Origin of the sequence: Streptomyces peucetius, from assembly GCF_025854275.1 — a bacterium.
Taxonomy (GTDB): Bacteria; Actinomycetota; Actinomycetes; order Streptomycetales; family Streptomycetaceae; genus Streptomyces; species Streptomyces peucetius_A.
In genome coordinates, this window is record NZ_CP107567.1 from 5,635,461 (window position 1) to 5,661,763 (window position 26,303).

Annotated in this window: 20 protein-coding genes; 15 read left to right on the forward strand and 5 right to left on the reverse strand. The window is 72.3% G+C overall.

What is annotated here, in order from left to right:
• The first annotated feature begins 7 nt into the window (after positions 1 to 7).
• The 7 genes from ligA (at position 8) to OGH68_RS25975 (ending at position 9,061) form a co-directional block, all read left to right on the forward strand.
• Positions 8 to 2,188, forward strand: a complete 2,181-nt coding sequence (gene ligA / locus OGH68_RS25945) for an NAD-dependent DNA ligase LigA (RefSeq protein WP_264247385.1) — start codon at positions 8 to 10, stop codon at positions 2,186 to 2,188.
• A gap of 313 nt (positions 2,189 to 2,501) precedes the next feature.
• Entirely contained in the window at positions 2,502 to 4,631 is a 2,130-nt protein-coding gene (locus OGH68_RS25950; protein WP_264247386.1) for a putative bifunctional diguanylate cyclase/phosphodiesterase, read from the forward strand.
• 290 nt (positions 4,632 to 4,921) lie between these two features.
• Positions 4,922 to 5,218 carry an Asp-tRNA(Asn)/Glu-tRNA(Gln) amidotransferase subunit GatC gene (gatC, locus tag OGH68_RS25955; RefSeq protein WP_005311569.1) on the forward strand — a complete coding sequence of 99 codons (297 nt, stop codon included), beginning with the start codon at positions 4,922 to 4,924 and terminating at the stop codon, positions 5,216 to 5,218.
• Positions 5,219 to 5,223: 5 nt separating this feature from the next.
• Positions 5,224 to 6,720, forward strand: a complete 1,497-nt coding sequence (gene gatA, locus OGH68_RS25960) for an Asp-tRNA(Asn)/Glu-tRNA(Gln) amidotransferase subunit GatA (protein WP_264247387.1) — start codon at positions 5,224 to 5,226, stop codon at positions 6,718 to 6,720.
• A gap of 127 nt (positions 6,721 to 6,847) precedes the next feature.
• On the forward strand, positions 6,848 to 7,081 hold the full coding sequence (locus tag OGH68_RS25965) for a hypothetical protein (protein WP_264250298.1): 234 nt from the start codon (positions 6,848 to 6,850) through the stop codon (positions 7,079 to 7,081).
• A 16-nt stretch (positions 7,082 to 7,097) separates the two neighbouring features.
• Entirely contained in the window at positions 7,098 to 8,609 is a 1,512-nt protein-coding gene (gatB, locus tag OGH68_RS25970; protein ID WP_264247388.1) for an Asp-tRNA(Asn)/Glu-tRNA(Gln) amidotransferase subunit GatB, read from the forward strand.
• 164 nt (positions 8,610 to 8,773) lie between these two features.
• Positions 8,774 to 9,061, forward strand: coding sequence for a hypothetical protein (locus tag OGH68_RS25975; protein ID WP_264247390.1), 288 nt, complete (start codon positions 8,774 to 8,776; stop codon positions 9,059 to 9,061).
• Positions 9,062 to 9,176: 115 nt separating this feature from the next.
• On the opposite strand, the gene OGH68_RS25980 is transcribed toward OGH68_RS25975, so the two are convergent.
• The gene (locus OGH68_RS25980) at positions 9,177 to 10,085 is read right to left on the reverse strand and encodes a hypothetical protein (RefSeq protein WP_264247391.1); all 909 of its coding nucleotides are present in this window, start codon (positions 10,083 to 10,085) and stop codon (positions 9,177 to 9,179) included.
• 347 nt (positions 10,086 to 10,432) lie between these two features.
• Here OGH68_RS25980 and OGH68_RS25985 point away from each other — a divergent pair, with 347 nt between their 5' ends.
• From OGH68_RS25985 to OGH68_RS26000, 4 genes are all read left to right on the forward strand, one after another.
• On the forward strand, positions 10,433 to 12,565 hold the full coding sequence (locus OGH68_RS25985; RefSeq protein ID WP_264247393.1) for a phosphocholine-specific phospholipase C: 2,133 nt from the start codon (positions 10,433 to 10,435) through the stop codon (positions 12,563 to 12,565).
• 191 nt (positions 12,566 to 12,756) lie between these two features.
• Positions 12,757 to 14,967, forward strand: coding sequence for an MMPL family transporter (locus tag OGH68_RS25990; protein ID WP_264247395.1), 2,211 nt, complete (start codon positions 12,757 to 12,759; stop codon positions 14,965 to 14,967).
• A 27-nt stretch (positions 14,968 to 14,994) separates the two neighbouring features.
• Positions 14,995 to 15,558 carry a GNAT family N-acetyltransferase gene (locus tag OGH68_RS25995; RefSeq protein WP_264247396.1) on the forward strand — a complete coding sequence of 188 codons (564 nt, stop codon included), beginning with the start codon at positions 14,995 to 14,997 and terminating at the stop codon, positions 15,556 to 15,558.
• Between the two features lie 85 nt (positions 15,559 to 15,643).
• Positions 15,644 to 16,411 (forward strand): GNAT family N-acetyltransferase, encoded by a 768-nt coding sequence (locus OGH68_RS26000; RefSeq protein WP_264247397.1) that lies wholly within the window; start codon positions 15,644 to 15,646, stop codon positions 16,409 to 16,411.
• Here OGH68_RS26000 and OGH68_RS26005 read toward each other — a convergent pair.
• Positions 16,399 to 17,442, reverse strand: a complete 1,044-nt coding sequence (locus OGH68_RS26005; RefSeq protein WP_264247398.1) for an ArsR/SmtB family transcription factor — start codon at positions 17,440 to 17,442, stop codon at positions 16,399 to 16,401. The two genes, OGH68_RS26000 and OGH68_RS26005, sit on opposite strands and share 13 nt — an antisense overlap.
• A gap of 61 nt (positions 17,443 to 17,503) precedes the next feature.
• On the opposite strand from OGH68_RS26005, the gene OGH68_RS26010 reads away from it, so the two are divergent.
• From OGH68_RS26010 to OGH68_RS26020, 3 genes are all read left to right on the forward strand, one after another.
• Positions 17,504 to 18,727 (forward strand): MFS transporter, encoded by a 1,224-nt coding sequence (locus tag OGH68_RS26010; RefSeq protein WP_264247400.1) that lies wholly within the window; start codon positions 17,504 to 17,506, stop codon positions 18,725 to 18,727.
• 117 nt (positions 18,728 to 18,844) lie between these two features.
• Entirely contained in the window at positions 18,845 to 19,024 is a 180-nt protein-coding gene (locus OGH68_RS26015) for a hypothetical protein (RefSeq protein ID WP_264247402.1), read from the forward strand.
• A gap of 57 nt (positions 19,025 to 19,081) precedes the next feature.
• Positions 19,082 to 22,162, forward strand: coding sequence for a helix-turn-helix transcriptional regulator (locus OGH68_RS26020; RefSeq protein WP_264247404.1), 3,081 nt, complete (start codon positions 19,082 to 19,084; stop codon positions 22,160 to 22,162).
• 58 nt (positions 22,163 to 22,220) lie between these two features.
• Here the strand turns inward: OGH68_RS26020 and OGH68_RS26025 are convergent, their stop codons facing one another.
• From OGH68_RS26025 to OGH68_RS26035, 3 genes are all read right to left on the reverse strand, one after another.
• Entirely contained in the window at positions 22,221 to 22,568 is a 348-nt protein-coding gene (locus OGH68_RS26025) for a DUF6191 domain-containing protein (RefSeq protein ID WP_264247405.1), read from the reverse strand.
• A gap of 14 nt (positions 22,569 to 22,582) precedes the next feature.
• Positions 22,583 to 23,725, reverse strand: coding sequence for a PQQ-dependent sugar dehydrogenase (locus OGH68_RS26030; protein ID WP_264250300.1), 1,143 nt, complete (start codon positions 23,723 to 23,725; stop codon positions 22,583 to 22,585).
• A gap of 241 nt (positions 23,726 to 23,966) precedes the next feature.
• A complete protein-coding gene (locus tag OGH68_RS26035) occupies positions 23,967 to 24,965 on the reverse strand; it encodes an aldo/keto reductase (RefSeq protein WP_264247406.1) in 999 nt (332 codons plus the stop codon).
• A gap of 76 nt (positions 24,966 to 25,041) precedes the next feature.
• Between OGH68_RS26035 and OGH68_RS26040 the strand changes: the two genes are divergently transcribed.
• Positions 25,042 to 25,992 (forward strand): 2-hydroxyacid dehydrogenase, encoded by a 951-nt coding sequence (locus OGH68_RS26040; protein ID WP_264247407.1) that lies wholly within the window; start codon positions 25,042 to 25,044, stop codon positions 25,990 to 25,992.
• The last annotated feature ends 311 nt before the right edge of the window (positions 25,993 to 26,303 follow it).

The window sequence follows — 26,303 nt, forward strand, 5'->3', positions numbered from 1 at the left end:
CGAAACGGTGGCCGGCGAACAGCAGACGACCCTGCCCGCACAGGCACGGGAGCAGCACGCGCTCCTCGCCGAGCAGATCGAGGAGCACCGCTTCCGGTACTACGTGAAGGACAGCCCCGTCATCTCCGACGCGGAGTTCGACAAGCTGCTGCGCGAGCTCGAAGGGCTCGAGGAGCAGTACCCGCAGCTGCGTACGCCCGACTCGCCGACCCAGAAGGTCGCGGGGGACTATGAGACGGAGCTGTCCAAGGTCGAGCACCGTGAGCGGATGCTCTCCCTGGACAACGCGTTCGACGACGCGGAGCTCGCCGCCTGGGCGGACCGCGTCGCGCGCGAGGTCGGTGCCCCCGGATACCACTTCCTGTGCGAGCTCAAGGTCGACGGCCTCGCGGTCAACCTCACGTACGAGAAGGGCAGGCTGACCCGCGCGGCCACCCGCGGCGACGGCCGTGTCGGCGAGGACATCACTCCGAACGTGCGCACCATCGCCGGCGTCCCCGACCGGCTGAAGGGGGACCGTATCCCCGCCCTCGTGGAGATCCGCGGCGAGGTCTACTTCCCCATGGAGCAGTTCCAGGAGCTCAACGCCCGTCGTGTGGAGGCCGGTGAGCAGCCGTACGCCAACCCGCGGAACTCCGCCTCCGGTTCACTGCGTCAGAAGGACCCCAAGGTCACCGCCAAGCTGCCGCTGCACATGGTGGTGCACGGCATCGGCGCCCGTCAGGGCCTGACCATCGACCGTCTCTCGCAGGCGTACGACCTGCTGCGCGAGTGGGGCCTGCCCACGGCGCGGCACAACAAGGTGGTCGGCTCGCTGGAGGAGGTGCGCGAGTTCATCGCCTACTTCGGTGAGCACCGGCACTCGGTGGAGCACGAGATCGACGGCGTCGTCGTCAAGCTCGACGAGATCCCGCTGCAGGGCCGCCTCGGCTCCACGGCGCGGGCCCCGCGCTGGGCGATCGCCTGGAAGTACGCGCCGGAGGAGGTCAACACCAAGCTGGTCAACATCCGTGTCGGCGTCGGCCGCACCGGCCGCGTCACGCCGTACGCGCAGGTCGAGCCGGTGACGGTGGCCGGCTCGGAGGTGGAGTTCGCCACCCTGCACAACCAGGACGTGGTCAAGGCCAAGGGCGTCCTCATCGGCGACACGGTGGTGCTGCGCAAGGCCGGTGACGTCATCCCCGAGATCCTCGGCCCGGTGGTGGACCTGCGGGACGGCAGCGAGCGGGAGTTCGTCATGCCCGCCGAGTGCCCGGAGTGCGGGACGGCGCTGCGCCCCATGAAGGAGGGGGACATCGATCTGCGGTGCCCCAACGCGCGCTCCTGCCCGGCACAGCTGCGGGAGCGGGTCTCCTATCTCGCGGGCAGGGACTGCCTGGACATCGACCACTTCGGCGAGGTGGTCGCCGCCGCGCTGACCCGGCCCCTGGAGCCGGCCGAGCCGCCGCTGGCGGACGAGGGCGATCTGTTCGATCTGACCATCGAACGGCTGCTCCCCATCAAGGCGTACGTCCTCGACCAGGACAGCGGTCTGCCCAAGCGCGACCCCAAGACCGGCGAGGAGAAGGTCGTCACGGTCTTCGCCAACCAGAAGGGCGAGCCGAAGAAGAACGCCCTGGCGATGCTCGCCGGTATCGAGGCCGCCAAGCAGGCACCCCTGGCCCGGCTCATCAACGGTCTGTCCATCCGTCATGTCGGGCCAGTCGCGGCCCAGGCACTCGCCCGTGAGTTCCGTTCCATCGAGCGGATCGAGCAGGCGACGGAGGAGGAACTCGCGGCGACCGACGGCGTGGGCCCGACCATCGCCGCCGCGCTCAAGCAGTGGTTCGCGGAGGACTGGCACCAGGAGATCCTGCGCAAGTGGCGTGCCGCGGGCGTCCGGATGGAGGAGGAGGCCGGACAGGACGAAGGCCCCCGGCCGCTCGAAGGACTGACCGTCGTCGTCACCGGCACGCTCGAGAACCACACCAGGGATGGCGCAAAAGAAGCGCTCCAGAGCCTCGGAGCGAAAGTGGCCGGTTCCGTATCGAAGAAGACGAGCTTCGTCGTGGTCGGTGACAACCCCGGTTCCAAGTACGACAAGGCCGTGCAGTTGAAGGTGCCGGTTCTGGACGAGACGGGCTTCGCCGTGCTGCTCGAACAGGGACCTGACGCGGCTCGTGAGGCGGCTGTGACGCAGGAGACGTGACAAAAGGGGCTCGGACGGGCGCTCGAAGGGGGCGCACGAAGAGCGCCACCACGACACGAGGGGCGGGATCCGGACGCTCCGAGCACCGCAGGAACGCCCAGTACGGGTCACCCGTTCAGCGCATACCAGATGGATAAGGGTGGCCGGGTCGCATTCGGGCAAGAGCTGTAGAGCGCTGCCCGTACGAGCCTCCTGCGGCCTACTGTTGAGATGCGCGCCTGTCGTGCACGGCTGCGTGGTGGGATTTCAGTCGTGGTGGCATGACAACGGAGCCATCGCGAGGCAGGCACCGCCGGCTGTGAGAGGGACGGGAATGAAACCGACCGAGAGCGCTGCCCCGGTCTCACGGCCGCGTGCACTCGCGGCCCTGGCGCGCAGGGTCACCGGCCTGCCCGCGGTCGTCGTGGCGTGCGCCGCGCTCCTGCTCGCCACCGGAATCGTACGGACCGTCGTCGAAGGCCACGCGCTGTTCCCCGCGGCGGCCAACGGATGGTCGCTCGCCCTGCTCACCGGGATCATCGTCGGCCACCTCGTCGCCCTCGGCCGCGACCGCTGGTGGGGCGGCACCGGCTCCGGCACCGCGCTGACGCTCGCCACGCTGCTGCTGTACGGCTGGGTGCCGGCCGGTCTGGTCAGCCTCGCCGTCGTCGCGGTCGTCGGCACGGCCTGCCGCAACCGCTGGCGGCAGGGTGTGCTGCACGGCGCCGTCGATGTCCTCGGCATCGGCGCGGCCGCGCTCGGCCTCGCCCTCTTCGGCGTCGTCCCCAGCGTCGAGCGGCCCTGGGACCCGCTCGGCTGGGAGCTCGAGGCCGCGCCCGAGGTGATCCTCGCCGCCACGGCGTATCTCGGTGTCACCCGGCTGCTGCTCTGGTACGTGCTGGCGCCCCAGGGCGGCGGACTGCCGACCGTCGCCCGCACGGCGCTGCTCAGGCAAGGGCTCGTTGCCGTCGCGCTCGTCGGCATCGCGCCGCTGATCTGCGTCGTCGCCGTCGCGCGACCGATGTTCCTGCCCCTGTTCGCCGTACCTCTCATCGCGCTCGACTCGACGGTGTGGATCGCCAGGGCCAGGGCGGAGGAGCAGCTGCGGGACCCGCTCACCGGTCTGCCCAACCGCCAGTGGCTGCTGGAGCGCACCTGGTCCGCGCTCGAGGACGCGGAGAGCAGCAGCGCGCGGGCCGCGCTCGTACTGATCGACCTCGACCGCTTCCGGTCCGTCAACGACACCCTCGGGCACCTCGCGGGCGACCGGCTCCTGCTGCAGATCGCCGAGCGCCTGCGGCAGGCGCTGCCGCGCGGCGCGGAGGCGGCCCGGCTCGGCGGAGACGAGTTCGCCGTACTGCTGCCGACGGCGGACTCCACGACCTCCGCGCAGCGCGTCGCCAGACACCTCGTCGCCGAACTCTCCTCGCCCCTCGACCTCGACGGGCTCACCCTCGTCCTGGAGGCCAGCGCCGGACTCGCCGTCTTCCCCGACCACGCCCTGGACGCCGAAGGGCTGCTGCGCCGCGCCGACGTGGCGATGTACCAGGCCAAGCGCGACCGCACCGGCGTCGAGGTGTACGAGTCCAAGCGCGACAGCAACACCCCCGACCGGCTCGGGCTGCTGGGCGACCTGCGCCGGGCGCTGGACGCAGGCGAGGTCGAGCTCCACTACCAGCCCAAGGTCCGCTTCGACGGGCACGTCGCCGGACTGGAGGCGCTCGTCCGCTGGGTCCACCCCGAACGGGGGCGGGTCCCCCCGGACGAGTTCATCGCCATCGCCGAGTCCTCGGGGCTGATGCCGCATCTGACCGAGTACGTCCTCGAGACCGCGCTCGGACAGGTCGCGAAGTGGCGTGCGCAGGGCCTCGAGGTGCCGGTCGCCGTCAACGTCTCCCCGCGCGACGTCCACACGCCCGGTTTCGCCGGCGCCGTGGCCGCGAGGCTCGCCCGGCACGGGGTCCCTCCGGGTGCGCTCCAGCTGGAGATTACGGAACACGTGCTGCTGGAGGACCCGCAGCGCGCCGCGGACACGCTGGCCGGTCTCGCCGACCACGGCGTCAAGATGTCGCTCGACGACTTCGGTACGGGCTACTCGTCGCTGGTCCACCTGCGCCGGCTGCCGGTCAGCGAGCTGAAGATCGACCGTTCCTTCGTGGCCCGGCTCGCGATCGACACCGAGGACGCGGAGATCGTCCGCTGCACCGTCGACCTGGCCCACTCGCTCGGCCTGCTGGTTGTCGCGGAGGGCGTCGAGGACGACGAGACCTGGGAGCGGCTGAGGGACCTGCGCTGTGACGCGGTGCAGGGCTGGCTGGTCGCCGCGGCGATGCCGCCGCAGGAGACGACGGCGTGGCTGCTGGCCCGCGGCGAACGAGGCTGGCACCGCCCCGCCCTCCCGTCCGGCGAACTCCCCCCGCCCCAGCCCCGCGCCGACCGCGCCTCCGGCCGCGCGGTCTCGTAGCCCCCGCCGGGGGCGGTTGTCCCGGGCTGGCCCCTGCCGGGGGCGGGGCAGGCCCCCGACTCACCGCCCCGGCAGCTGCCGGCGCGGTGAGGGGCCGGCGTGGTTGACGGGCGCGGGCGCGGAGCTTCTCGCGCAGGCGGGCGGGGCGTCGGCTGCCGCCACGGGGTCCGGGGCGGAGCCCCGGTTTCGGGGGAGGGCGGGGAGGGGGAAAGCAAACCGTTTCACGGTCACCCGCACCCGCCCCATAGGATTGGGCCAAAACCATCACACTCACCCCAGAGGATCGCTGCATGCCTGGCATCACGCGCGAGGAGGTCGCCCACCTCGCTCGGCTGGCGCGTCTGGAGCTGTCCGGCGAAGAGCTCGAGCACTTCGCCGGACAGCTCGACGACATCATCGGCGCGGTCGCCCGCGTCTCCGAGGTCGCCGACCAAGACGTACCCCCGACCTCCCACCCGCTGCCGCTGACCAATGTCATGCGCGCGGACGAGGTCCGTCCGTCGCTCACCCCCGAGCAGGCGCTCTCCGGCGCCCCGGCCCAGGAGCAGCAGCGTTTCAAGGTGCCGCAGATCCTGGGGGAGGACTAATCACCATGTCGGACAGCATCATCAAGCTCACCGCCGCCGAGATCGCCACGAAGATCGCCGCCGGCGAGCTCACGGCCGTCGAGGTGACGGAGGCCCACCTGGCCCGCATCGAGGCCGTCGACGAGAAGGTCCACGCCTTCCTGCACGTCGACCGCGAGGGCGCACTCGCCCAGGCCCGCGCCGTCGACGAGAAGCGGGCGAAGGGCGAGAAGCTCGGCCCGCTCGCCGGTGTGCCGCTCGCGCTGAAGGACATCTTCACCACCGAGGGCGTCCCGACCACCGTCGGTTCGAAGATCCTCGAGGGCTGGATCCCGCCGTACGACGCGACGGTCACCCAGCGGCTCAAGGCCGCCGACGTCGTCATCCTCGGCAAGACCAACATGGACGAGTTCGCCATGGGGTCCTCGACCGAGAACAGCGCGTACGGCCCGACGGGCAACCCCTGGGACCTGACCCGTATCCCGGGCGGCTCCGGCGGTGGCTCCAGTGCCGCGCTCGCCTCCTACGAGGCGCCGCTCGCCATCGGCACGGACACCGGCGGCTCGATCCGTCAGCCCGCCGCCGTCACCGCGACGGTCGGCGTCAAGCCCACGTACGGCGGGGTGTCCCGCTACGGCATGGTGGCGTTCAGCAGCAGCCTCGACCAGGGCGGGCCCTGTGCCCGTACCGTCCTCGACGCCGCGCTGCTGCACGAGGCCATCGCCGGGCACGACCCGCTCGACTCGACGTCCATCGACGCGCCGGTCCCGCCGGTCGTCGAGGCCGCCCGCAACGGCAGCGTCCGGGGCATGCGCGTCGGCGTCGTCAAGCAGTTCCGCGGCGAGGGGTACCAGGCCGGTGTCGTGCAGCGCTTCGACGAGTCGGTCGAGCTGCTGAAGGAGCTCGGCGCCGAGATCGTCGAGCTGGACTGCCCGTCCTTCGACCTGGCGCTCTCCGCGTACTACCTGATCGCGCCGTCCGAGTGCTCCTCGAACCTCGCCCGCTTCGACGCCATGCGCTACGGCCTGCGCGTCGGCGACGACGGCACGAAGTCGGCGGAGGACGTCACGGCGCTGACCCGTGAGGCGGGCTTCGGCGACGAGGTCAAGCGACGCATCATGCTCGGTACGTACGCGCTCAGCTCCGGCTACTACGACGCGTACTACGGCTCCGCCCAGAAGGTCCGCACCCTCATCACCCGGGACTTCGAGAAGGCCTTCGAGCAGGTCGACGTGATCGTCTCCCCGACGACGCCGACCACCGCCTTCCCGATCGGCGAGCGTGCCGACGACCCGATGGCGATGTACCTCGCGGACCTGTGCACCATCCCGACCAACCTGGCCGGCAACGCGGCCATGTCGCTGCCCTGCGGTCTCGCACCGGAGGACGGCCTGCCCGTCGGCCTGCAGATCATCGCCCCGGCCATGAAGGACGACCGGCTGTACAAGGTCGGTGCCGCCGTCGAGTCCGCGTTCGTGGAACGCTGGGGACACCCGCTGCTCGAGGAGGCTCCTTCACTGTGAGCGACGCACGCGCGGCCGCCGGGCCGCAGCAGGCGAAGATGCCCGCACCTCTGCGCCGCGTGGGCGGAGATGGGGGAACCTCCCAGGCGTCAGCGCTGGGGGAGAACGGAGAAAAGCTGTGAGTGCCATGGCAAAGAAGGCCAAGAGCTTCAAGAAGTCCAAGACCGGGCTGTATGTGTCGCTCGGCAGCACCGCGTTCGGCGCGATCAGCGTCGCCAAGCAGGCCAAGCTGGCCCGCGAGGACGGCGATGTGCTGCGGCTGATCGACGCCGCGGTGTCCGCCGCCGCCATCGTCACCGGCCTGGCCATCCTCTACCGCGAGCTGAAGCGGCTCGGCGACGACGACGTTCTGCTGGGCTGAGAGGGAAAGTTTCATCGTGACCGTCACTGAACTGGTGTCGTACGAGGACGCCCTCGCGTCCTACGACCCCGTCATGGGCCTCGAGGTCCATGTCGAGCTCGGCACCAAGACCAAGATGTTCTGCGGGTGCTCCACGGAGCTGGGCGCCGAGCCCAACTCGCAGACCTGCCCCACCTGCCTCGGCATGCCCGGCTCGCTGCCGGTCGTCAACGCGGTCGCCGTCGAGTCGGCCGTCAAGATCGGCCTGGCACTGCACTGCGAGATCGCCGAGTGGTGCCGTTTCGCCCGGAAGAACTACTTCTATCCGGACATGCCGAAGAACTTCCAGACTTCGCAGTACGACGAGCCGATCGCCTTCAACGGCTATCTGGACGTCCAGCTCGAGGACGGTGAGGTCTTCCGTGTGGAGATCGAGCGCGCCCACATGGAGGAGGACACCGGCAAGTCGACCCACGTCGGCGGCTCAGGCGGCCGCATCCACGGCGCCTCCCACTCTCTGCTGGACTACAACCGCGCCGGTATCCCGCTGATCGAGATCGTCACCAAGCCGATCGTCGGTGCCGGCGAGCGCGCCCCCGAGGTGGCCAAGGCGTACGTCGCCGAACTGCGCGAGCTCATCAAGGCGCTCGGCGTGTCCGAGGCCCGCATGGAGATGGGCCAGATGCGCTGCGACGTGAACCTGTCGCTGCGGCCGAACGGCACCGAGAAGTTCGGCACGCGCTCCGAGACGAAGAACGTCAACTCGCTGCGCAGCGTCGAGCGTGCGGCCCGGTACGAGATCCAGCGGCACGCCGCGGTCCTCTCGTCCGGCGGCACGATCGTCCAGGAGACCCGTCACTTCCACGAGGACGACGGCTCCACCACGTCCGGCCGGGTCAAGGAGGAGGCGGAGGACTACCGCTACTTCCCGGAGCCCGACCTGGTCCCGGTCGCGCCCTCGCGCGAGTGGGTCGAGGAGCTGCGCGCCACGCTGCCGGAGCCGCCGCGGGTGCGGCGCAACCGGCTCCGTGAGGAGTGGGGCGTCTCCGAGCACGACATGCAGTCGATCCTCAACGCGGGCGCGGTCGACCTGATCGTCGCCACGATCGAGGCCGGCGCGGACGCGGGCGCCGCCCGCAAGTGGTGGATGGGCGAACTGGCCCGCAGCGCCAACGAGTCGGGCAAGGCGCTCGACGAGCTGGCGATCACCCCGGCGCAGGTCGCCCGGGTGACCGCGCTGGTCAAGGAGGGTTCGCTCAACGACAAGCTGGCCCGCCAGGTCATCGAGGGCGTGCTTGCCGGCGAGGGCGACCCGGACACGGTCGTCGAGAAGCGTGGCCTCAAGGTCGTCTCCGACGAGGGTGCGCTGGGCGCGGCCGTCGACGAGGCCATCGCGGGCAACGCGGCGATCGCGGACAAGATCCGCGGCGGTAAGGTCGCGGCGGTCGGCGCGCTGGTGGGCGCGGTCATGAAGACCACGCGCGGCCAGGCCGACGCGGCGCGGGTCAAGGAGCTGATCCTGGAGAAGCTCGGCGTGACCGAGGGCTGACGGCCCGACGTTCCGTTCCGCGAGGGGCGGCGCACACCCCGGGGTGCGCGCCGCCCCTTCGGGGTTCCCGGGACCGGACCAGGCGCCGGGGCCCGTTCCGTGTACGCGCTGGACGGGGGTGGACGGCCCCGTGACCGATCACCCGAGTGGGGCGTTGACACGGCATGACCCATGCAAAGCGTGTACTCGCCGCCATTGCCCTCGCCACCGGCGCCTCCGCGCTCGCAGCCCCCGCTGCGAGCGCCGCCTCTCCCGAGCTTCCCGCCGGGACGCTGTCCGTCATGGACACGGTCGACACGCTCGCCGAGAGCTCCGTCGCGCCGGAGCACCGCGAGCACGTGCCGAACGCGTCCCAGCAGCTGTCCGGGCTCAACCGGCTGACCGAGGTGCCGGGCGAGCTCGACCCGCTGACCGGCCAGGCCGCGCCCGTCACGGGCCTGCTCGGCGCCTAGCCGCGCCTCGCCGGGGGACTGCCGGGCCATGGGTCGGGCAGTCCTCCGCACTGTGCCGGGCGCCGGCCCGGCAGTTGTTCCCGGTCCGTTCCGGAGGCCGGCACGGCAGGTGGCGTCAGTGGCGGATGCCGAGGCCCGGCAGCCACAGTTCGCCGCGGTCCTTGCAGCTCACGTCGCGTGCGCGCAGCTCCTCCGGTGCCCTGGTGCCGCGGGCGTACAACTCGGTGACGACCAGCGCGGCCAGCGCCGCCGCGGATTGGCGTGCCGGGTCGGGGAAGTCGGTCTGCCACCAGCCGCGGTCCCGGCTCTGCCAGCCGCGTGCCAGCATCATCCGGGCACGGTCCTCATTGTTCTCCCCGTCGCGGTCGTCGATCGATGCGTGGAGCCCGTCCTCGACGCTGTAGGACACGAGAAGCTGGCGGCCCCGGTCGGCGGAGCTGGTCAGACAGAAGCTCGCCCAGTCGGTGCCCACCTGCACCGGCAGCTGCTCCACCCAGGCCCCGAGCAGCAGTTCCAGCCCGTACTGGAACTGCACCAGGTCCGCCGCGAGCCGGCTGCCGGGGCCCGCCGTCGGGCGCTCGCCGGGGCCGCTGCGGTCCAGCTGCCAGACGTACGGCAGGAACGCCTGGTCGTAGGGCCGGCCGCCGGACCAGGGGCCGCCCCACTCGAAGGCGCGCCGCTCCTCGCTCTCCAGGGTCAGGGTGTCGTGGACCGACAGCCCCACCTGCTGCGCGTCCCCGGCGAGCAGCAGGATGCGGTGGCAGTCGCGCCAGCGCACGCTCGGGCCGGACGCGGAGCCGCCGTACAGCGTCGGCTCGCCGATCCGGGCCACGATCGCGTCGTACACCACCTGGAGCGCTCCGCGCCGCCCCGCCGGGGTCGTGCCCGGCTCATGGACGAGGACGGGCACGGGGGCGCGGCCCAGATGCGGGCCGGGCGCGTCATGGAGCATGCGGGCGAACTCCGCGGCGTCCGCGGGCGTCAGGGCCGTCTGGTGGATCCCCCTGTATTCCATGTCGGCCATCGTGCCAGCCGGCGCCGACAATTCCCGTGGTCTTGCGGACCACGGCCGATTCCTGTCGCCCGGGGCCGGCCGGGCTCTTCCGGCAGACCCGGTACGGGGGCACGACGCGCGCAGGACCTTGATCCGCCCGGACGGCCCGGGCGGTGCGGGCAGGTGTGGGCCGGTGCGTCCCGGGGCGGACGCCGCCGTCGTGCCGTGGCCGGAACCCGATTGGACTTCCGTCGTGGCCTCTTGGACGTTCACCACGCGGACGTCGTCAGGCCTTCTCGCCGACATCGGCCCTGGCTACCGTCCGAGCCCGGCAATGGATCGACGACGAACCATTGACCGTCGACGGGAGGTCGGTTGTGTCACCGGAGATATCGCGCAGAAGAGTGCTCGCGCTCGGGACCGGCGCACTCGGTGCGGCCGCGGCCGGTTCGCTGCTGCCGCCGTCCCTGCGGGCGGCGCTCGCCGCCGAACCGCCGAGCGGCGGGCTGCGGGCGGTCAGGCACGTGGTGGTCCTCATGCAGGAGAACCGGTCCTTCGACCACTACTTCGGGACACTGCGCGGCGTCTGCGGTTTCGGCGACCGCAACGCCGTCGAACTCCCCACCGGCAGCCCGGTCTACGCGCAGCCCGCGCCGCACAGCGGGACGGTCCTGCCGTTTCCGGTGCGGGACGCCGCAGAGACGCAGAAGAAGGACCTCCAGTACATCGGCGACCTCGACCACTCGTGGGGCGGCGGCGCCAGGGCATGGCGCGACGGCTGGATGGACGGCTGGGTCTCGGCGAAGACCGCCGCGACCATGGCGTACTACGACCGGCGCGACCTGCCGCTGCACTACGAACTCGCGGACACCTTCACCATCTGCGACGCCTACCACTCGTCCGTCCACACCTCGACGAACCCCAACCGCAACCACCTGTGGAGCGGCTGGACGGGATACGAGGTTGACGGCAGCCGCGCCGTCACCAACGCCGCGTACGCCGAGGGCACCCACCCGGGCTATCCGTGGCCCACGTACGCGGAGCGCCTGGAGAAGGCCGGACGCAGCTGGAAGACGTACACGGAGTGGGAGAACTTCACCGACAACAGCATCGAGTTCTTCACCAGCTTCAAGAAGATCGCCCGCAAGGCGCTGGCCAGGACCGGTGACGCGGGAGCCGGTGAATTCACCTACATGGAGGCCTTCTACGCGAAGGTCCGTGGCACGCAGGACCCCGGGGAGCGGGCCGCTCTGCTCGCCGCGCTCGAGGAGGGCGTGGCGACTCTGACGCAGAGCGAGCGGTCGCTGTTCGAGCGCGGACTGCGGCGCGTCGAGACCGGCACCCTCGCCGACAGCTTCCGCGCCGACGTCGCCGCCGGCCGGCTCCCCGAGGTCTCGTACCTGGTGCCGTCCGCCGCCGACTCCGAGCATCCCGGTGCCTCGTCGCCGATCGCCTCCGCCTCGCTCATCTACCGGATCCTCGACGCCCTGGCCTCGCACTCCGAGGTCTGGCGGCACACCGTGGTCCTGATCAACTACGACGAGAACGACGGCTTCTTCGACCACGTCCCGCCGCCCGTTCCGCCCATGGACGACCCGGACGAGCGCTGGCAGGGGCTCCCGACCGGCCTGGGGGTCCGCGTCCCGATGCTCGTCGTGTCCCCCTGGTCCGTCGGCGGCTATGTGTGCTCGGAGGTCTTCGACCACACCTCGGTGATCCGGCTGCTGGAGAAGTGGACCGGTGTCGAGGAGCCTCATATCTCGCCGTGGCGGCGTACCGTCACCGGCGACCTGACCTCCGCCTTCGACTTCGGCCGCGCCGGGCCGCAGCCGGAGGTGGCGCGGCCGGGGGAGATCCCGCCGTTCACGGGCCGCTGGCGGCCGCAGCCGCCGGCGGTGCAGTCCATGCCCGTCCAGGAGCCCGGGAACCGGCCGGCCCGCCCGCTGCCGTACCAGCCCGACGCCGACGCCACGGTCTCGGCGGACGCCGTCACCGTCGCGCTGCGCAACAGCGGCCGGGCGAGCGCGCACTTCGCGCTCTACCCGTACGCCGGGGAGTTCGACGTCCCCCAGCACCGCGATGTAAGGGGCAAGGCGCAATGGACGGTGCCCCTTACCGGTGACGCCTACCGCTTCACGATCACCGGCCCCAACGGCTTCCGCCGGGAGTTCGCCGGTCCGGCGGGCGGCGCGGCGGAGGTCGCCTCCGCCGTCGACCCCCGCGACCGCGACCTGCACCTCACTCTGCGCAACAACGGCAGCGCGCCGCTCACCTTCACCGTGCGGCCCCTTGGCTATGTGGAGGAAGCCGACCTGCACGACTGGACCCGCCGCATCACGGTCAGGCCGGGCCGCAGCCGCACGGTCGTCCACTCGGCGGCCGACGCCCACGGCTGGTACGACATCGAGGTGACCGTCGAGGGGGTGGATCCGGAGCCGGCGGCGGTGCCCGGCTTCAGGCGCCGGCTGATGGGCCACATCGAGAACGGCCGCGCCGGTGTCTCCGGCTGACGTGCGGCCCGTGGCCCGGGGCCGGCGGGACGGTGACCGCGGTCCCCTCGGCCCAGAGCGCACTGTGTGACTAACGCCACGAACAGGACAAATGATCACGATTGGCTGCCAGGGTGTTTCCTTGCAGGTCATGAGTTCTTTGCGGGCCGTTCCCGACCAAAGATCCGTTGAGCCACCCAGGGAGCGGTCCGTTGGCAGCAATCGCCCGGTGGTGCGTCAGGCACCGCTTCGTCGTCGTCCTGCTCTGGCTCGTCACCCTGGTCGGCGCGGCGTCCGCGGCGACCGTCGCGGGGACCTCGTACTCCAACGACTACGAGGTCCCGGGCACGGAATCGGGCCGCGCCACCGCGGTGCTCCAGGAGGGCTTCGACCGGCGGAGCGGGGACAGCGACACCATCGTCTGGCACACGGACAGCGGCACCGTCCGTGACCCCGACATCGAGAAACGCATGTCCGCGATGCTCGACGACGTCGCCGCACTCGACGGCATCGCCCTCGTCGCCGGCCCCTACGGCAGCGACGGCGCCCCGCAGATCAGCGCCGACTCGAAGACCGCGTTCGCGTACGTCACCTTCGACGACCCTGTCGAGGACATCCCACCGGCTCAGGCGCAGGCCGTCGTGGACACGGCGAGAGCGGCCCGGGCCGACGGGGTGGCGGTCGAGCTCGGCGGTGGCGCCGTCGCCCTCACCGAAGGCTCCGGCGGCCATCTCGCCGAGATCGTGGGCGTGGCGGTCGCGGCCGTCGTCCTCTTCCTGGTCTTCGGCTCCCTCGCCGCCAGCGTGCTGCCCATCGCCACCGCGCTCGTCTCCGTCGGCACCGCCTACGCGGGGACAGTGCTCCTCGGCCATGTGATGACCGTCGCCGACTTCGCACCCATGCTCGGCCTGCTGATCGGGCTCGGCGTCGGCATCGACTACGCCCTCTTCATCGTCACCAGGCACCGCCAGGGCCTCAAACGCGGCGTGCCGGTCGACCGGGCGGCGCGCGACGCCGTGACCACCACCGGCCGGGCGGTCGTCTTCGCGGGCGCCACCGTCTGCATCGCGCTGCTCGGCATGCTGATCCTGCGGCTCGGTTTCCTGAACGGTGTCGCCATCGCCGCCTCCCTCACCGTCGTCCTCACCGTGGCCGCCTCCGTGACGCTGCTGCCCGCCCTGCTCTCGCTGATCGGCATGCGTGCGCTGAGCCGTCGCGAACGGCGCCGGCTGGCCGGGCACGGGCCGCAGCCGGAGCTGCCGACGGGCTTCGCCGCCCGCTGGTCCGCCTTCGTCGAACGCCGGCCCAAACTGCTGGGCGCCGTCGCCGCGGCCGTCATGCTGGCGCTCGCCCTGCCGACGTTCTCGCTCCACCTCGGCACCTCCGACCAGGGCAACGGCCCCGACACCGCCACCACCCGGCAGGCGTACGACCTGCTCGCCGAAGGCTTCGGCCCCGGCATCAACGGGCCCCTCACCCTGGTCGCCGGGCTCGAGGGCCCCGACGACCACATGGCCATGGACCGGCTCCGCCACGACCTCCAGGCCACCGACGGCGTCTCGTCCGTCGGCCCCGTCACGTACAACGGCAGCGGCGACACGGCGGTGCTCACCGTCGTCCCCGAGACCGCGCCCCAGTCGAAGGCGACGAGCGAGCTCGTCGACCGCCTGCGCACCGACGTCCTGCCCGTCGCCGAGAAGGGCACCTCGCTCGAGGTGCACGTCGGCGGCGTCACCGCGAGCTACGACGACTTCGCGGAGATCATCGTCGGAAAGCTGCCGCTGTTCGTCGGCGTCGTGATCGCGCTCGGCTGTCTGCTACTGCTCCTGGCCTTCCGCTCCGTCGGCATCCCGCTGAAGGCCGCGGCGATGAACGTGCTCGCCGTCGCCTCCGCCTTCGGCGTCGTCGTGGCGGTCTTCCAGTGGGGCTGGGGCAGCGAACTGCTGGGTCTCGGCAGAGCCGGCCCCATCGAACCGTTCCTGCCCGTGATCATGGTCTCGGTGCTCTTCGGGCTCTCCATGGACTACCAGGTCTTCCTGGTCAGCCGGATGTACGAGGAGTGGCTGGAGACCGGCGACAACCGGCGAGCGGTACGCGTGGGCCTCGCGGAGACCAGCCGTGTGATCAACTCCGCCGCCGTCATCATGATCTCGGTGTTCCTCGCCTTCGTGCTCAGCGGCGACCGGGTCATCGCCATGTTCGGCATCGGACTGGCGGCCGCGGTGGCACTGGACGCGTTCGTCCTGCGGACGCTGCTGGTGCCCGCCCTCATGCACATGCTCGGCGGCGCGAACTGGTGGCTGCCGCGCGGAGTGGACCGGCTGCTGCCGCGGATCAGCATCGAAAAGCCGGCGTCCCGCGAGGCCGCGCATGCGAGGTTCCCGCAGGGGCGCGCGAGCGAGAGCGGCGAGCTCGTGCCGTAACGGCCCGCAGGCCATCGAAGGAGCACTGTGTTCGCGACAGACCTCGGCGACGACGGGGCGGAGCTGCGTCCGCTGGAACCCTGGCAGGCCGAGGAGTTCTTCGACCACATGGAACGCGGCCGCGAGTACATCGGCCGCTACGTGGGCCTGCCGGACATCGTCACGGACGTCGACGCCGCCCGCGGATTCCTCCAGCGGTACGCCGACAAGAAGGCCGCGGACACCGGCCGCATCCATGGCATCTGGCTGGCGGACACCCTTGTCGGGGGCGTCATGCTCCGCACCATGGACGTCGACCAGGGCACCTGCGAGGCGGGCTGCTGGCTCGAGCCCTCGGCGGTGGGCCGCGGCCTGGTCACCCGTGCCGTGACGGTCCTCGTCGACTGGGCGATCGGGACGCGCGGGATGCACCGCGTGGAGTGGATCGTCGCCTCCGCCAACGAGGCGAGCATCAACGTCGCCAAGCGCCTCGGCATGACCCACGCGGGCACCCGGCGGGAGCCGTACCTGTACCGGGGCGAGCGGCACGACGAGCAGATCTGGTCGGTGCTGGCCCCGGAATGGCAGGCGCGGCGGCCTCAGCGCGGGTGAGAAGCCGGCCACGGCGCGGCCAGGCTCACGGCCGGGCGGGGAAAACCGCTGGTGGCCGGTGGACGGCCGGTGCTGGAATGCCCGGATGCACCGACAGGATCACACGGCCGTCCTCGCCCTCTTCGACCGCCAGTTGCGGCGCGACGCCCATCCCGGGGAACGCGACGGTGACGTCGTACGGCAGTCCGGCGACGACGGGGACTGGAGCGGCGTCCTCTGGTCCTCGCTGCGACCGGACACGGCCGACGCCGCGATCGCCCGCCAGGTGCGGCACTTCTCGGCGCTCGGCCGGCCCTTCGAATGGAAGCTGTACAGCTACGACACGCCCGACGACCTCGGCGCACGGCTGCGTGCCGCCGGGTTCGTGCCGGAGGCGCAGGAGACGGTGATGGCCGGCGAGGCCGCGCGCATGGCCGTCGACGTCGAACTGCCCGACGGGGTACGGCTGGAGCCGGTGACCGACGCGGCGGGCGTCGATCTCGTGGTGCAGGTGCACGAGCAGGCGTTCGGCACCTCCGGCGACCGGCTGCGCGCACAACTGCTCGTACAACTGGCCAAGAATGCCGACACGGTCGACATCACGCTGGCCATGGCCGGCGACCTGCCGGTGTGCTCGGCCCGTATGGAGCGCTACCCCGGCACCGACTTCGCCGGCCTGTGGGGCGGCGGCACCCTGGCCGCGTGGCGCGGCCGCGGCATCTACCGCGCCCTGGTCGCCCACCGTGCCCGGCTCGCCGTCGCCAAGGGCGTGCGCCACCTCCAGGTCGACGCGTCCGACGACAGCAGGCCCATCCTCGAACGACTGGGTTTCACGGCGTTGTGCACCACGACGCCGTACGTCTACGAGCCGTGAGCCGGCAGCCGGGCCGGTTCTCCTGACCGCTCCGGGCCCTGGGCGGCGACCAGCACGTCACCGGCGCCGGTGCGGTAGTAGAGCACCGACCGCCCCGCGCGGCGGCGGCCCACCAGCCCGGCGTCCAGCAGCACCTTGAGATGGCGGCCCACCGAACCGAGCCCCTGGCCCGTCACGGCCACCAGGTGCGTGGTGCTCATCGGGGCGTCGAGCAGCACCAGCACGCCCGCACGCCCGGCACCCAGGAGCCTGGCCAGCGCCTCGGGGGCGGCGGCCCGTCCCGGTTCGGCGAGCGCGCCCGAGCACGGGTACACGACGGCGTACCGGTGCACCGTCCCGTCCGGGTCCGGCCGTTCCGTGGAGATCCAGCCCATGCGCGGCGTGACCGGTACGAACAGCAACTGGGCGCCCATCAGCTGCCGGGGCGGGTGGGTGCGGGAGTTGATCCGCAGCCGGCTGCCGCCCAGCCACCGCATCTCCGGATGCATGTCGTCCAGAGCGGCCGCCCAGCCCGCCCGGCTCAACTGGCCGGTGCGCGCCACCACATCGGCCTCTGCGACACGCCGCCGTCGGGGCCAGGAGGGCGCGACGGCCGTGTCCCACACCCACTGGAGCAGATCCGCGACGCGTTCCGGCAGGTCGGGGCGGCACAACGCCGCGGGGAGCGGCCCCCGGTGCGCGACCTCCAGGTCGGCGAGGGCGGCGTCGGCCGGCGTCCCCCGGACCCGGGCCAGCTCCTCGTCGAACGCCGCTGTGCCTCGCGCATCACTGCCGCGGGGCGGCACCGGTGTGACGAAGTCGGCGATCCACCGGTGCCGCCCCAGCGCCACGGGAACCAGCAGCGCGGTGACCAGGTCGGCGGCCAGCCGCTCCCGGTAGGCCGGCCGGTGGGCGTCCAGCCAGCGGCGCTCGGCAGGGTGGGCGGCCGTGCCCTTCTCCAGCAGCATCAGGGCCGCTGCCGTCTCCAGCAGCGGGGACGTGACGAAGCGGCTGTTCGCGAGCGTGTCCGCGTTGACTTCCCACCAGCCCAATGGTTTCGCCTCCCCGCGAAACATTAACGCCGCCCCTCAAGCGCTGCGGAAGCTGAGGCGCATGCGCACCTATCAAGAGCTCTTCAGAACCCCGGAGTTCCTCCCGCTGCTCGCGGCGTCCGCCGCGCACGTGGCGGCGCTGACGGTGAGCAGTCTGGCCCTGGGCACCCTGGTCTACGACGCGACCGGGTCCCCGCTCCTCGCCGCCCTCAGCATGTTCGGCCCGCTGCTGGCCCAGATGATCGGGGCGAGCCTCCTGCTGTCGGCGGCCGACCGGCTGCCGCCGCGCGCCGCGACCGTCGGACTGGCGCTCTGCTTCGCCGCCGGCACCGCGACCCTCGCCCTCCCCGGCCTGCCGGTCGCCGCGGTCTTCGCGATCCTGGCGGTGCACGGCATGCTCGGCTCGGTCGGCGGCGGCGTGCGGTACGGGCTCCTCACCGAGATCCTTCCCGCCGACGGCTACCTGCTCGGCCGGTCGGTGCTCAACCTGTGCGCGGGCAGCCTGCAGATCTGCGGCTACGCCGTCGGCGGCGTGCTGGTCGCCGTGCTGTCGCCGCGCGGCGCGCTGCTCGCCGGCGCCGCCCTGTACGTGGTCGCCGCGGCCGTCGCCCGCTGCGGCCTGGCGGGGCGGCCGCCACGCGCGAAGGGCCGTCCGTCCGCCGCCGAGACCTGGCGGACCAACGCGCGCCTCTGGTCGGCGCGACCGCGGCGCCACGTCTACCTCGCCCTGTGGGTGCCCAATGGTCTCGTCGTGGGCGCCGAGTCCCTCTTCGTCTCCTACGCGCCCCGTCACGCCGGCCTGCTGTTCGCCTTCGCCGCGGGGGGCATGCTCGCCGGTGACACCCTGACCGGCCGCTTCCTGCCGGTGCGGTGGCGCGAACGGTTCGGTGCGCCACCTCTGCTCCTGCTGCTCGCCCTCCCGTACCTGGTCTTCGCCCTGCGACCGGCGCTGCCCGTGGCCCTCGTCGCCGTGACGGTCGCGTCGACCGGCTTCTCGGCAAGCCTGCTGCTCCAGGAACGCCTGATGGCCCTGACCCCGGGCGAGTTGAGCGGGCACGCCTTCGGGCTGCACTCGTCGGGGATGCTCACCATGCAGGGCGTCGCCGCGGCGGTCGCCGGCGGCATCGCGCAGTTCACCACTCCCGCGACGGCGATGACCGTGATGGCCGCCGCCTCTGCAACGGTCACCCTCGCCCTGACCCCGCACCTCAGGCGCCCCCCGGCGGATGCCGTACGTGCCGCGCCGGAGGCCGAGGGGGACCTGAGGCCCACGGACGCCGCCTAAGGCGCTCCGGCTCCCGAAGATGCGGCAGTCGCCCGATGCGGCCGGCCTTCCTGAGGGACGAGTCTGGACAGGCGTCAGGGGCCGGAGGAAAGGCCCCACCGACACAGGAGGAACGACATGTTCGACTACGAGATGCAGCAACTGCGCCGCGCCGACCTGCTCCGTGAGGCCGAGGCGGAGCGCCGTGTCCCCCGGATGCCGCGCACCCGTCGCGCCGGGCGCCGTCCGTCCGCCGGTGACGAAGGGGAGGGGCGGGTGAGCCGTCCGGACCGCCGCCGCTTCACGCGGGCGGCATGACCCCGCGTGACGACGGAAGGACCGATCGGGGCTGCCGTGCCCCGGGACGGTTGTGCGATGCTCGGCGGCGTGGAAACAAGGTCCGTCAGCCCGGTGTTCGTCGGCCGCGCCGGTGAGTTGGGGATGCTCACCGACGCGCTCGGCCGCGCGGCCGGTGGCCCGTCCCCGGCCGCCGCGTCCCGGGGCGAGCCGCAGGGCCTGCTCATCGCCGGTGAGGCGGGCGTCGGCAAGACCCGGCTCATCGAGGAACTGCTGAGCGAGGCGTGCCGCCAGGAGGCTGTCGTCGCTGTCGGCGGATGTGTCGAGATCGGCGCGGACGGTCTGCCGTTCGCCGCCTTCTCGACCGCACTGCGCTCCCTGCACCGCCGGCTGCCCGAGGAGCTGGCCGCGGCCGCCGCCGGCCAGGAGCACGAACTCGCCAGGCTCCTGCCGGAACTCGCTCCGGCGGGTGGCGACCAGGGCCGCCACGACGAGGAGGGCACGGCACGCCTCTTCGAACTCACCGCCCGGCTGCTGGAGCAGGTCTCCGCGGACCACACCGTGGTCGTGGTGCTGGAGGATCTGCACTGGGCCGACGCCTCCACCCGGCACCTGCTCTCCTACCTGTTCCGCACCCTGCGCCGCGGCCGGCTGGTCCTGATCGCCACCTACCGTTCCGACGACGTCCACCGGCGGCACCCGCTGCGCCCCTTCCTCGCCGAACTCGACCGCATGCGCACGGTGCGGCGCATCGAGCTGCCGCGCTTCAACCGGGCCGAAGTACGGCGCCAGATGACCGGCATCCTGGCGGCGGAACCGGCCCCGGCCCTGATCGACCAGGTCTTCGAGCGTTCCGACGGCAACGCGTTCTTCGTCGAGGAGCTCGCCGCGGGCCTCAGCGGCGGCAACTGCCCCGCTCTGCCCGACTCCCTGCGGGGCATCCTGCTCGTGCGCGTGGAGACGCTTCCGGAGGACGCGCAGGGCGTGGTGCGCATCGTGGCCGAGGGCGGATCGACCGTGGAGCACGGCCTGCTGCACGCGGTCGCCGGGCTGCCGGAGGACGACCTCATCGGGGCGCTGCGCGCCGCCGTCGGCGCCAACATCCTGCTCGCCGCACCGGACGGCGACGGCTACCGCTTCCGGCACTCCCTCGCCCGTGAGGCCGTGAGCGACGACCTGCTGCCCGGCGAGCGCTCCCGCCTCAACCGCCGCTACGCCGAGGCACTGGAGGCCGACCCCGGCCTCGTACGGCAGGACGAGCGGGCCACCCGGCTCGCCACGTACTGGTACCGCGCGGGTGACCCCGCCAAGGCGCTGCCCGCCGTGCTCAGGGCCTCCGTGGCGGCGCGGCGGCGCCACGCCTACGCCGAGCAACTCCGGCTGCTGGAACGGGCCATGGAGCTGTGGGACAGCGCCCCCGACGACGTGCGCGCCGGACTGCGCCCCGTGGACCACGCCGAGGCCTACCCTCCGTGCGGCTGCGACCCTGGCACCACTCCACTGCGTTTTCTCGACCTGATGGCGGAGGCGGCGGTCGCCGGCCGGCTCTGCGGCGAACGCGAACGGGCACTGAAGACCGCCAAGCGCGGTCAGCGGCTGGCCGAGGCGGAGAACGATCCGCTGCGTGCCGCCTGGTTCTCCGTCCAGCGCTCCCGGCTCGTGTCCGCCCTCGGCCGCGGCGACGGATGGGCGGAACTGAGCGCCGCGCAGGACCTCGTACGCGGTCTGGCACCGTCCGCCGTGCACGCCGAGGTGCTCGCGGAGGCCGCTGCCTGGAGCAAGATGCACGATCCCGGCGCGGACAGCCTGGCGACGGCCGAGCGGGCCGTGGAGTACGCCCGCATGGTCGGCGCCGAGGACATCGAGCTCCGCGCCCGCCTCACCCTCGGCTCTCTCATGGCCGACGCGGGCGACGTCGCCGGCGGACTGGCGGCCATGTACGCGGTCAAGGAACGGGCCGTCTGCCTCCGGCTGACCGGACACATCGGCCGCATCTACACCAACCTGCCGTCCGTGCTGGAGAGCGTCGGCCGCTCGCACGAGGCGATCCGGGTCCTTGACGAGGGCGTGGACATGGTGGGCCGGTACGGACTGCTGGACAGCCACGCCTGGATCCGCAACAACCTGGCCGAGTCCTGCCTGTCCCTCGGCCGATGGGACGAGGCGGAGAAGGCCGCGGCACATGCCCTCCGGGTGGCGCTGAGTCCCCTGCCGAGCGGGCGTGCCGCAGTGCTGCTCGCCGCGGTCGCCCTCGAGCGCGGGGACATCGTGAAGGCCGCCGACCGTCTCGCGCAGGCGCGGCGGCACTTCGGTACGCACGACCCGATGCCGAAGGCGACGCTCCCGTCGCACACGATCGCCCTGCGGATCGCCGCGGCACAGGGCCGCGTCCTCGACGCCCGCCTCGAACTCGAACACGCCGTGGCGTCCGGCTTCCCGCCCGGCACCCAGCGCTACGCCTGGCCGCTGCTGCGGTCCGCCGCGGTCCTGGAGGCCGACACCCGAGGGCTGCCGGCGGCGGGGCGGGGTCGTGCCGAGGCCGTGCGGTGCATCCTGAAGGCAGCGAAGGGCCTGGTGACGCGGGTGCCGCTGTGGCGGGCCCATGAACTCTGGGTCCGTGCGGAGCTGCGGCGCGTGGAGGGAGCGGACACGGCCGCCGACTGGGCGGAGGCCGCAGCGGCATGGGAATCACTGGACCGCCCGTACGACCTCGCGGGCGTCCGTCTGCGGTGGGCCGAGTGCCTGCTGCGGTCCGCCGGTGCGGGGTCGGGCGACCCGGACCGCCGGCATGCCGGGGAGCTGCTGCGCCAGGCACGGGCCGTCGCCGGGCAGCTGGGCGCCCGTCCGTTGGGTGAGGACGTCGAGTTGCTGGCCAGGCGTGCCCGCCTCACACTCGCGGAGAACTCCGACACCGTGGCGGAGGCCCCCGAGGCCGGGCCGGCTCTCGGGCTGACCCGGCGTGAGCAGGACGTGCTGCGCCTGGTCGCGGCCGGTCACACCAACCGCCGGATAGCCGAGCAGCTCTACATCTCACCGAAGACGGCGAGCGTCCACGTCTCCAACATCCTCGCGAAGATGGGAGTCTCCGGCCGTGGTGAGGCCGCCGCGCTCGCCCATCGTCTCCGTCTCTTCCCGGACCCGAAGGACGTCCCGGCCTGACGGCAGCCGGGACCACCTGACGCCGGAGCCGGAGTCCTCTACGGTCGGGGGGGGCCGCCTACCTCGAGGCCGCCCCGTCCACGTCGTCGTCCCCGTCGCCCGGTCGCCGGGGAGCGGGCGCATCCGGCGCGTCATGGGTCGCGGCGTCCGCCGGCGGCGCGGGCGGCTGCTCGTGGGCCCCGACAGTGCCCTCGGCTCCGGCGTCGGCGGCCGCGTCCGCCGCGACGTCGTCCTCGGGGCCCGGCACCCCCTGCGCCCGGACCGTGACCTTGCCCGAGGCGAGGTCTATCGGGCCGCGGCCCGGGTCCCCGTCAGCGACGTCGACCCGTGTCAGCGCCAGACGGTTGCGCTCGTCGTCGGTGTGCTTACGGCCTGGCGCGAAGATCTCCTCGAAGGCGTTGAACACGGAGCCACCACCCCTTATCGCACCTCCAGCTGGAGGATCTTGTCGTCGCCCGGCTCAGGTGTGCCCCGACCGTCCGTCTCGCTGGTGACGAGCCAGAGCTTGTTTCCGCCCGCGGCGACAACCGTGCGCAGGCGGCCGTACTCCTCATCGAGGAACGCCTGGGGGTCCGCGGAAGGTTCCGCCCCGGACAGCGGGATCCGCCACAGCCGCTCGCCCTGCAGCGCCGCCATCCAGATCGACCCCTGGGCGTAGGCGATACCACTCGGCGACGCTTCCTCCGTCTTCCACTGGGCCACCGGGTCGACGAAGCCGGACCCGCCGCCCTTGCCCTCGGCCTCGGGCCAGCCGTAGTTCTTCCCGGGCTCGATCAGATTCAGCTCGTCCCAGGTCTTCTGCCCGAACTCGGCGGCCCACAGGCGCTTCTCGGAATCCCAGGCGAGCCCCTGCACATTGCGGTGGCCGTACGAGTAGACGACGGAGTCGGGCTCCGGGTTGCCATGGGCCGGCTGCCCGTCCGGGGTCATACGGAGGATCTTGCCGCCGAGGGACTTCTTGTCCTGGGCCAGTCCCGTGTCACCCGTCTCGCCGGTGCCCGCGTACAGCATCTTGTCCGGGCCGAAGGCGATCCTGCCGCCGTTGTGCACGACGCCCTTGGGAATGCCGCGGAGCACCGTGTCCGGGGCGCCGAGCTGCTGGCCGGGCGGCTTCTGCTCGTCGTAGAGCAGGCGCGCGATGCGGTTGTCGGAGGCGGTGGTGAAGTAGGCGTAGACCTGGTGGTCCGAGGCGAAGGAGGGGGAGAGGGCAAGGCCCATCAGGCCGCCCTCCCCGCCCGGTTCCACACCCGGCACGGAGCCGATCTCGGTCTTCTTGCCGCTCTCCACGTCGATCCGGGTGATGGTGCCCTCGTCCCGCGAGGAGACCAGCAGGTCGCCGCCCGGCAGAGCGGCCACGCCCCAGGGCGACTTCAGGTCCTCGGTCAGGGTGGAGAGGACCTTCACCGATCCCTTCGCGGGCGGGCCGGAGGGGCTCGGCGCGGTGCTCGACGCCGTGGCCGACGGGGTGGCGGCGCCCTTGGACGAGCCGGGGGTCCCGTCGGTGGGGCTGTTTTCGCCACCCGACGAGCATCCGGCCGCGAAGAGGAGCACGAGGGCGGCCATCACGGCGGTCACTGCAGGACGCTGCACGGTTCTGATCCCTTCGACGGCGGCTGGTGCTGCTGCCTTCCTGTTCTTCTTACACCGCAGCCGCCGCTCAGGTTCCCGATCTTGCCGAAAACCTCAGTCGGCGCATGCCGCAAACCTCGTCGGCGCCTGCCGGGAATCCCCGTCGGCGCCTGCCGGAAACCCTCGCCGGCGCCCCCGGAAACCCGTCGGCGCCCGCCCAAAACCCCCGCCGCGCTCAGTCCCACGAGCCACGCGCCGCCGGCAGGCCCGCGATCTCCGCCAGGTCGTACGCCGTGAGCTTCAGTTCCCCCGCGCCCGCGTTCTCGACCGCCCACTGGGGCCGCTTCGTCCCCGGCACCGGGACCACGTGCCGCCCCTGGCCGAGGACCCAGGCCAGCGCCACCCGCGCCGGCGTGGCGCCCGCGCCGTGCCGCGCGGCGATCCGGCGCAGGCCTGCCACCACGGGCTGGTTGGCCGCCATCATCTCCGCCGTGAACCGCGGGTGGCGCGCGCGTACGTCGTCGGGTTCGAACCCCTGTCCCGGGGTGAGCGTCCCGGTCAGAAAGCCGTTCCCGAGCGGCATCGCCGCCAGGAACCCCACTCCGCGCGTCTCGCACCAGGGCAGCAGCCGCTCCAGCGCCTCCGGTGACCACACGGACAGCTCCGCCTGCACCGCGCTCACCGGGAACACCTGCTGCATCCGCTCGAGTTGGCGGATCGTTCCCTCGTGCAGATGGCCGCCCGACCGGCGGGACGCCCGCGCACCGACGGCACACATCCCGAGTGCCCGGACCTTGCCGGCGCGCACCAACTCGGCCATGGCGCCCCAGGTCTCCTCGACGGGGACCTCAGGGTCGGCGCGGTGCAGCTGGTAGAGGTCGATCACGTCCGTCTGGAGGCGGCGCAGCGAGGCGTCGCAGGCCCGTCTCACATAGCCGGGCCGTCCGTTGGCGACGATGTGCTGGTCGCCCACGAGCAGTCCCACCTTCGTCGACACGAAGGCGTCCGTGCGCCGTTCCTTGAGCACCCGGCCGAGCAGCAGCTCGTTGGTGAACGGCCCGAACATGTCGGCCGTGTCCAGGAGAGTCGACCCGGCGTCGAGAGCACTGTGGACGGTACGGAGCGAGCGGTCCCCACGCTGCTGGGAGCCGCTGTAGCCCCAGCTCATCGGCATGCACCCGAGCCCCACGGCGCCCACCTCGAGGCCCGCCGCACCGATCGCCCTGCGCTCCAACTCCCCGTACCTCTCCCTCGGCCGCTCCCCAAAACTAACCAATGGCCGGCTGCGGCCTTCGCATAGCCTCCTGAGCATGACTGCTGACGTGTGGCTCCCCATCCCGGCCGACGAGATCGATGGCCTCCCCGTGACCTCCGCGACGGGTCTGCACTACCGCTTCTGGGACGGCGGCCCGGACTATCCGGCCGACCCCGCGGACTGCGCCTTCTACGCCGTGCCGTACATGAAGGGCATGGAGGTGGCCATACGGCCGCTCGCCTCCATGAAGTCCCTGCGGGTCGTCCAGACGCTGTCCGCGGGCATCGACCACGTGGAGCCGGGGCTCGCCTCGATGCCCTCGGGCGTGCGGCTGTGCAACGCCAAGGGCGTGCACGAGGCGTCGACCGCCGAGCTGACCCTGGCCCTGATCCTCGCCTCGCTGCGCGGCATCCCCGGCTTCGTGCGCGGCCAGGACTCGGAGGAGTGGCGCGCGGGCTTCTACCCGGCGCTCGCCGACAAGTCCGTGCTCATCGTCGGGTACGGGTCCATCGGCGCCGCGATCGAGGACCGGCTCGCGCCCTTCGAGTGCGCGCGGGTGGCGCGCGTCGCGCGCTCCGCCCGTACAACGGAGCGCGGCGAAGTGCGCGCACTCACCGACCTTCCCGCGCTGCTTCCCGGCGCCGATGTCGTGATCCTCTCCACGCCGCTCACCGAGCAGACGAAAGGCCTGGTGGGGGCCCAGTTCCTGAGCCGGATGAAGGACGGCGCGCTGCTGGTCAACGTCGCCCGTGGCCCGGTCGTCGACACAAAGGCGCTGCTCGCGGAGGTGGAGAGCGGACGCATCACCGCCGCCCTCGATGTCACCGATCCGGAGCCGCTGCCCGCCGGTCACCCTCTCTGGCATGCGCCGGGGGTGCTGATCAGTCCCCATGTCGGCGGCTCGACCTCGGCGTTCATGCCTCGGGCGAAGCGGCTGCTGGCGGCCCAGGTCACCCGCTTCGCGGCGGGCGAGGCACTGCGGAATGTGGTCGTGACGACCGAATAACGACCCTCGGTAGAACCGCTCCGAACACTCTTCGAAGTCACTCGAATGCACCGCGTGCCTTAATCGTCGCAGGTCGTCACTGAGAGTAGAGGGCCTATGTCCCTGAGTGACGATATTGGTGTATCGTCCCGACCTGGGGGCTGCACTGTGCGAGGGGTGGTGCTGTGGCGCGAACTGATTGCCGATCAGACGTGAGGGGGGCGACGGGCGATGCAGGGTCGATGGACCGAACCGACGCGGCAGGGCAGCCGCCGACGAATCCCGCGGACTCCGCCGCGCAGGGCGACGGTGCCGCGCAGGGCGACGGTGCC

Coding starts and splice junctions, on each gene's coding strand:
- OGH68_RS25950 (WP_264247386.1), top strand. CDS start 2,502: ATGAAACCGACCGAGAGCGCTGCCCCGGTCTCACGGCCGCGTGCACTC.
- OGH68_RS26010 (WP_264247400.1), top strand. CDS start 17,504: ATGCGCACCTATCAAGAGCTCTTCAGAACCCCGGAGTTCCTCCCGCTG.
- gatA (WP_264247387.1), top strand. CDS start 5,224: ATGTCGGACAGCATCATCAAGCTCACCGCCGCCGAGATCGCCACGAAG.
- gatC (WP_005311569.1), top strand. CDS start 4,922: ATGCCTGGCATCACGCGCGAGGAGGTCGCCCACCTCGCTCGGCTGGCG.
- OGH68_RS26015 (WP_264247402.1), top strand. CDS start 18,845: ATGTTCGACTACGAGATGCAGCAACTGCGCCGCGCCGACCTGCTCCGT.
- OGH68_RS25975 (WP_264247390.1), top strand. CDS start 8,774: ATGACCCATGCAAAGCGTGTACTCGCCGCCATTGCCCTCGCCACCGGC.
- OGH68_RS25965 (WP_264250298.1), top strand. CDS start 6,848: ATGGCAAAGAAGGCCAAGAGCTTCAAGAAGTCCAAGACCGGGCTGTAT.
- OGH68_RS25980 (WP_264247391.1), bottom strand. CDS start 10,085: ATGGCCGACATGGAATACAGGGGGATCCACCAGACGGCCCTGACGCCC.
- OGH68_RS26040 (WP_264247407.1), top strand. CDS start 25,042: ATGACTGCTGACGTGTGGCTCCCCATCCCGGCCGACGAGATCGATGGC.
- OGH68_RS26030 (WP_264250300.1), bottom strand. CDS start 23,725: ATGGCCGCCCTCGTGCTCCTCTTCGCGGCCGGATGCTCGTCGGGTGGC.
- OGH68_RS26020 (WP_264247404.1), top strand. CDS start 19,082: ATGCTCGGCGGCGTGGAAACAAGGTCCGTCAGCCCGGTGTTCGTCGGC.
- OGH68_RS26000 (WP_264247397.1), top strand. CDS start 15,644: ATGCACCGACAGGATCACACGGCCGTCCTCGCCCTCTTCGACCGCCAG.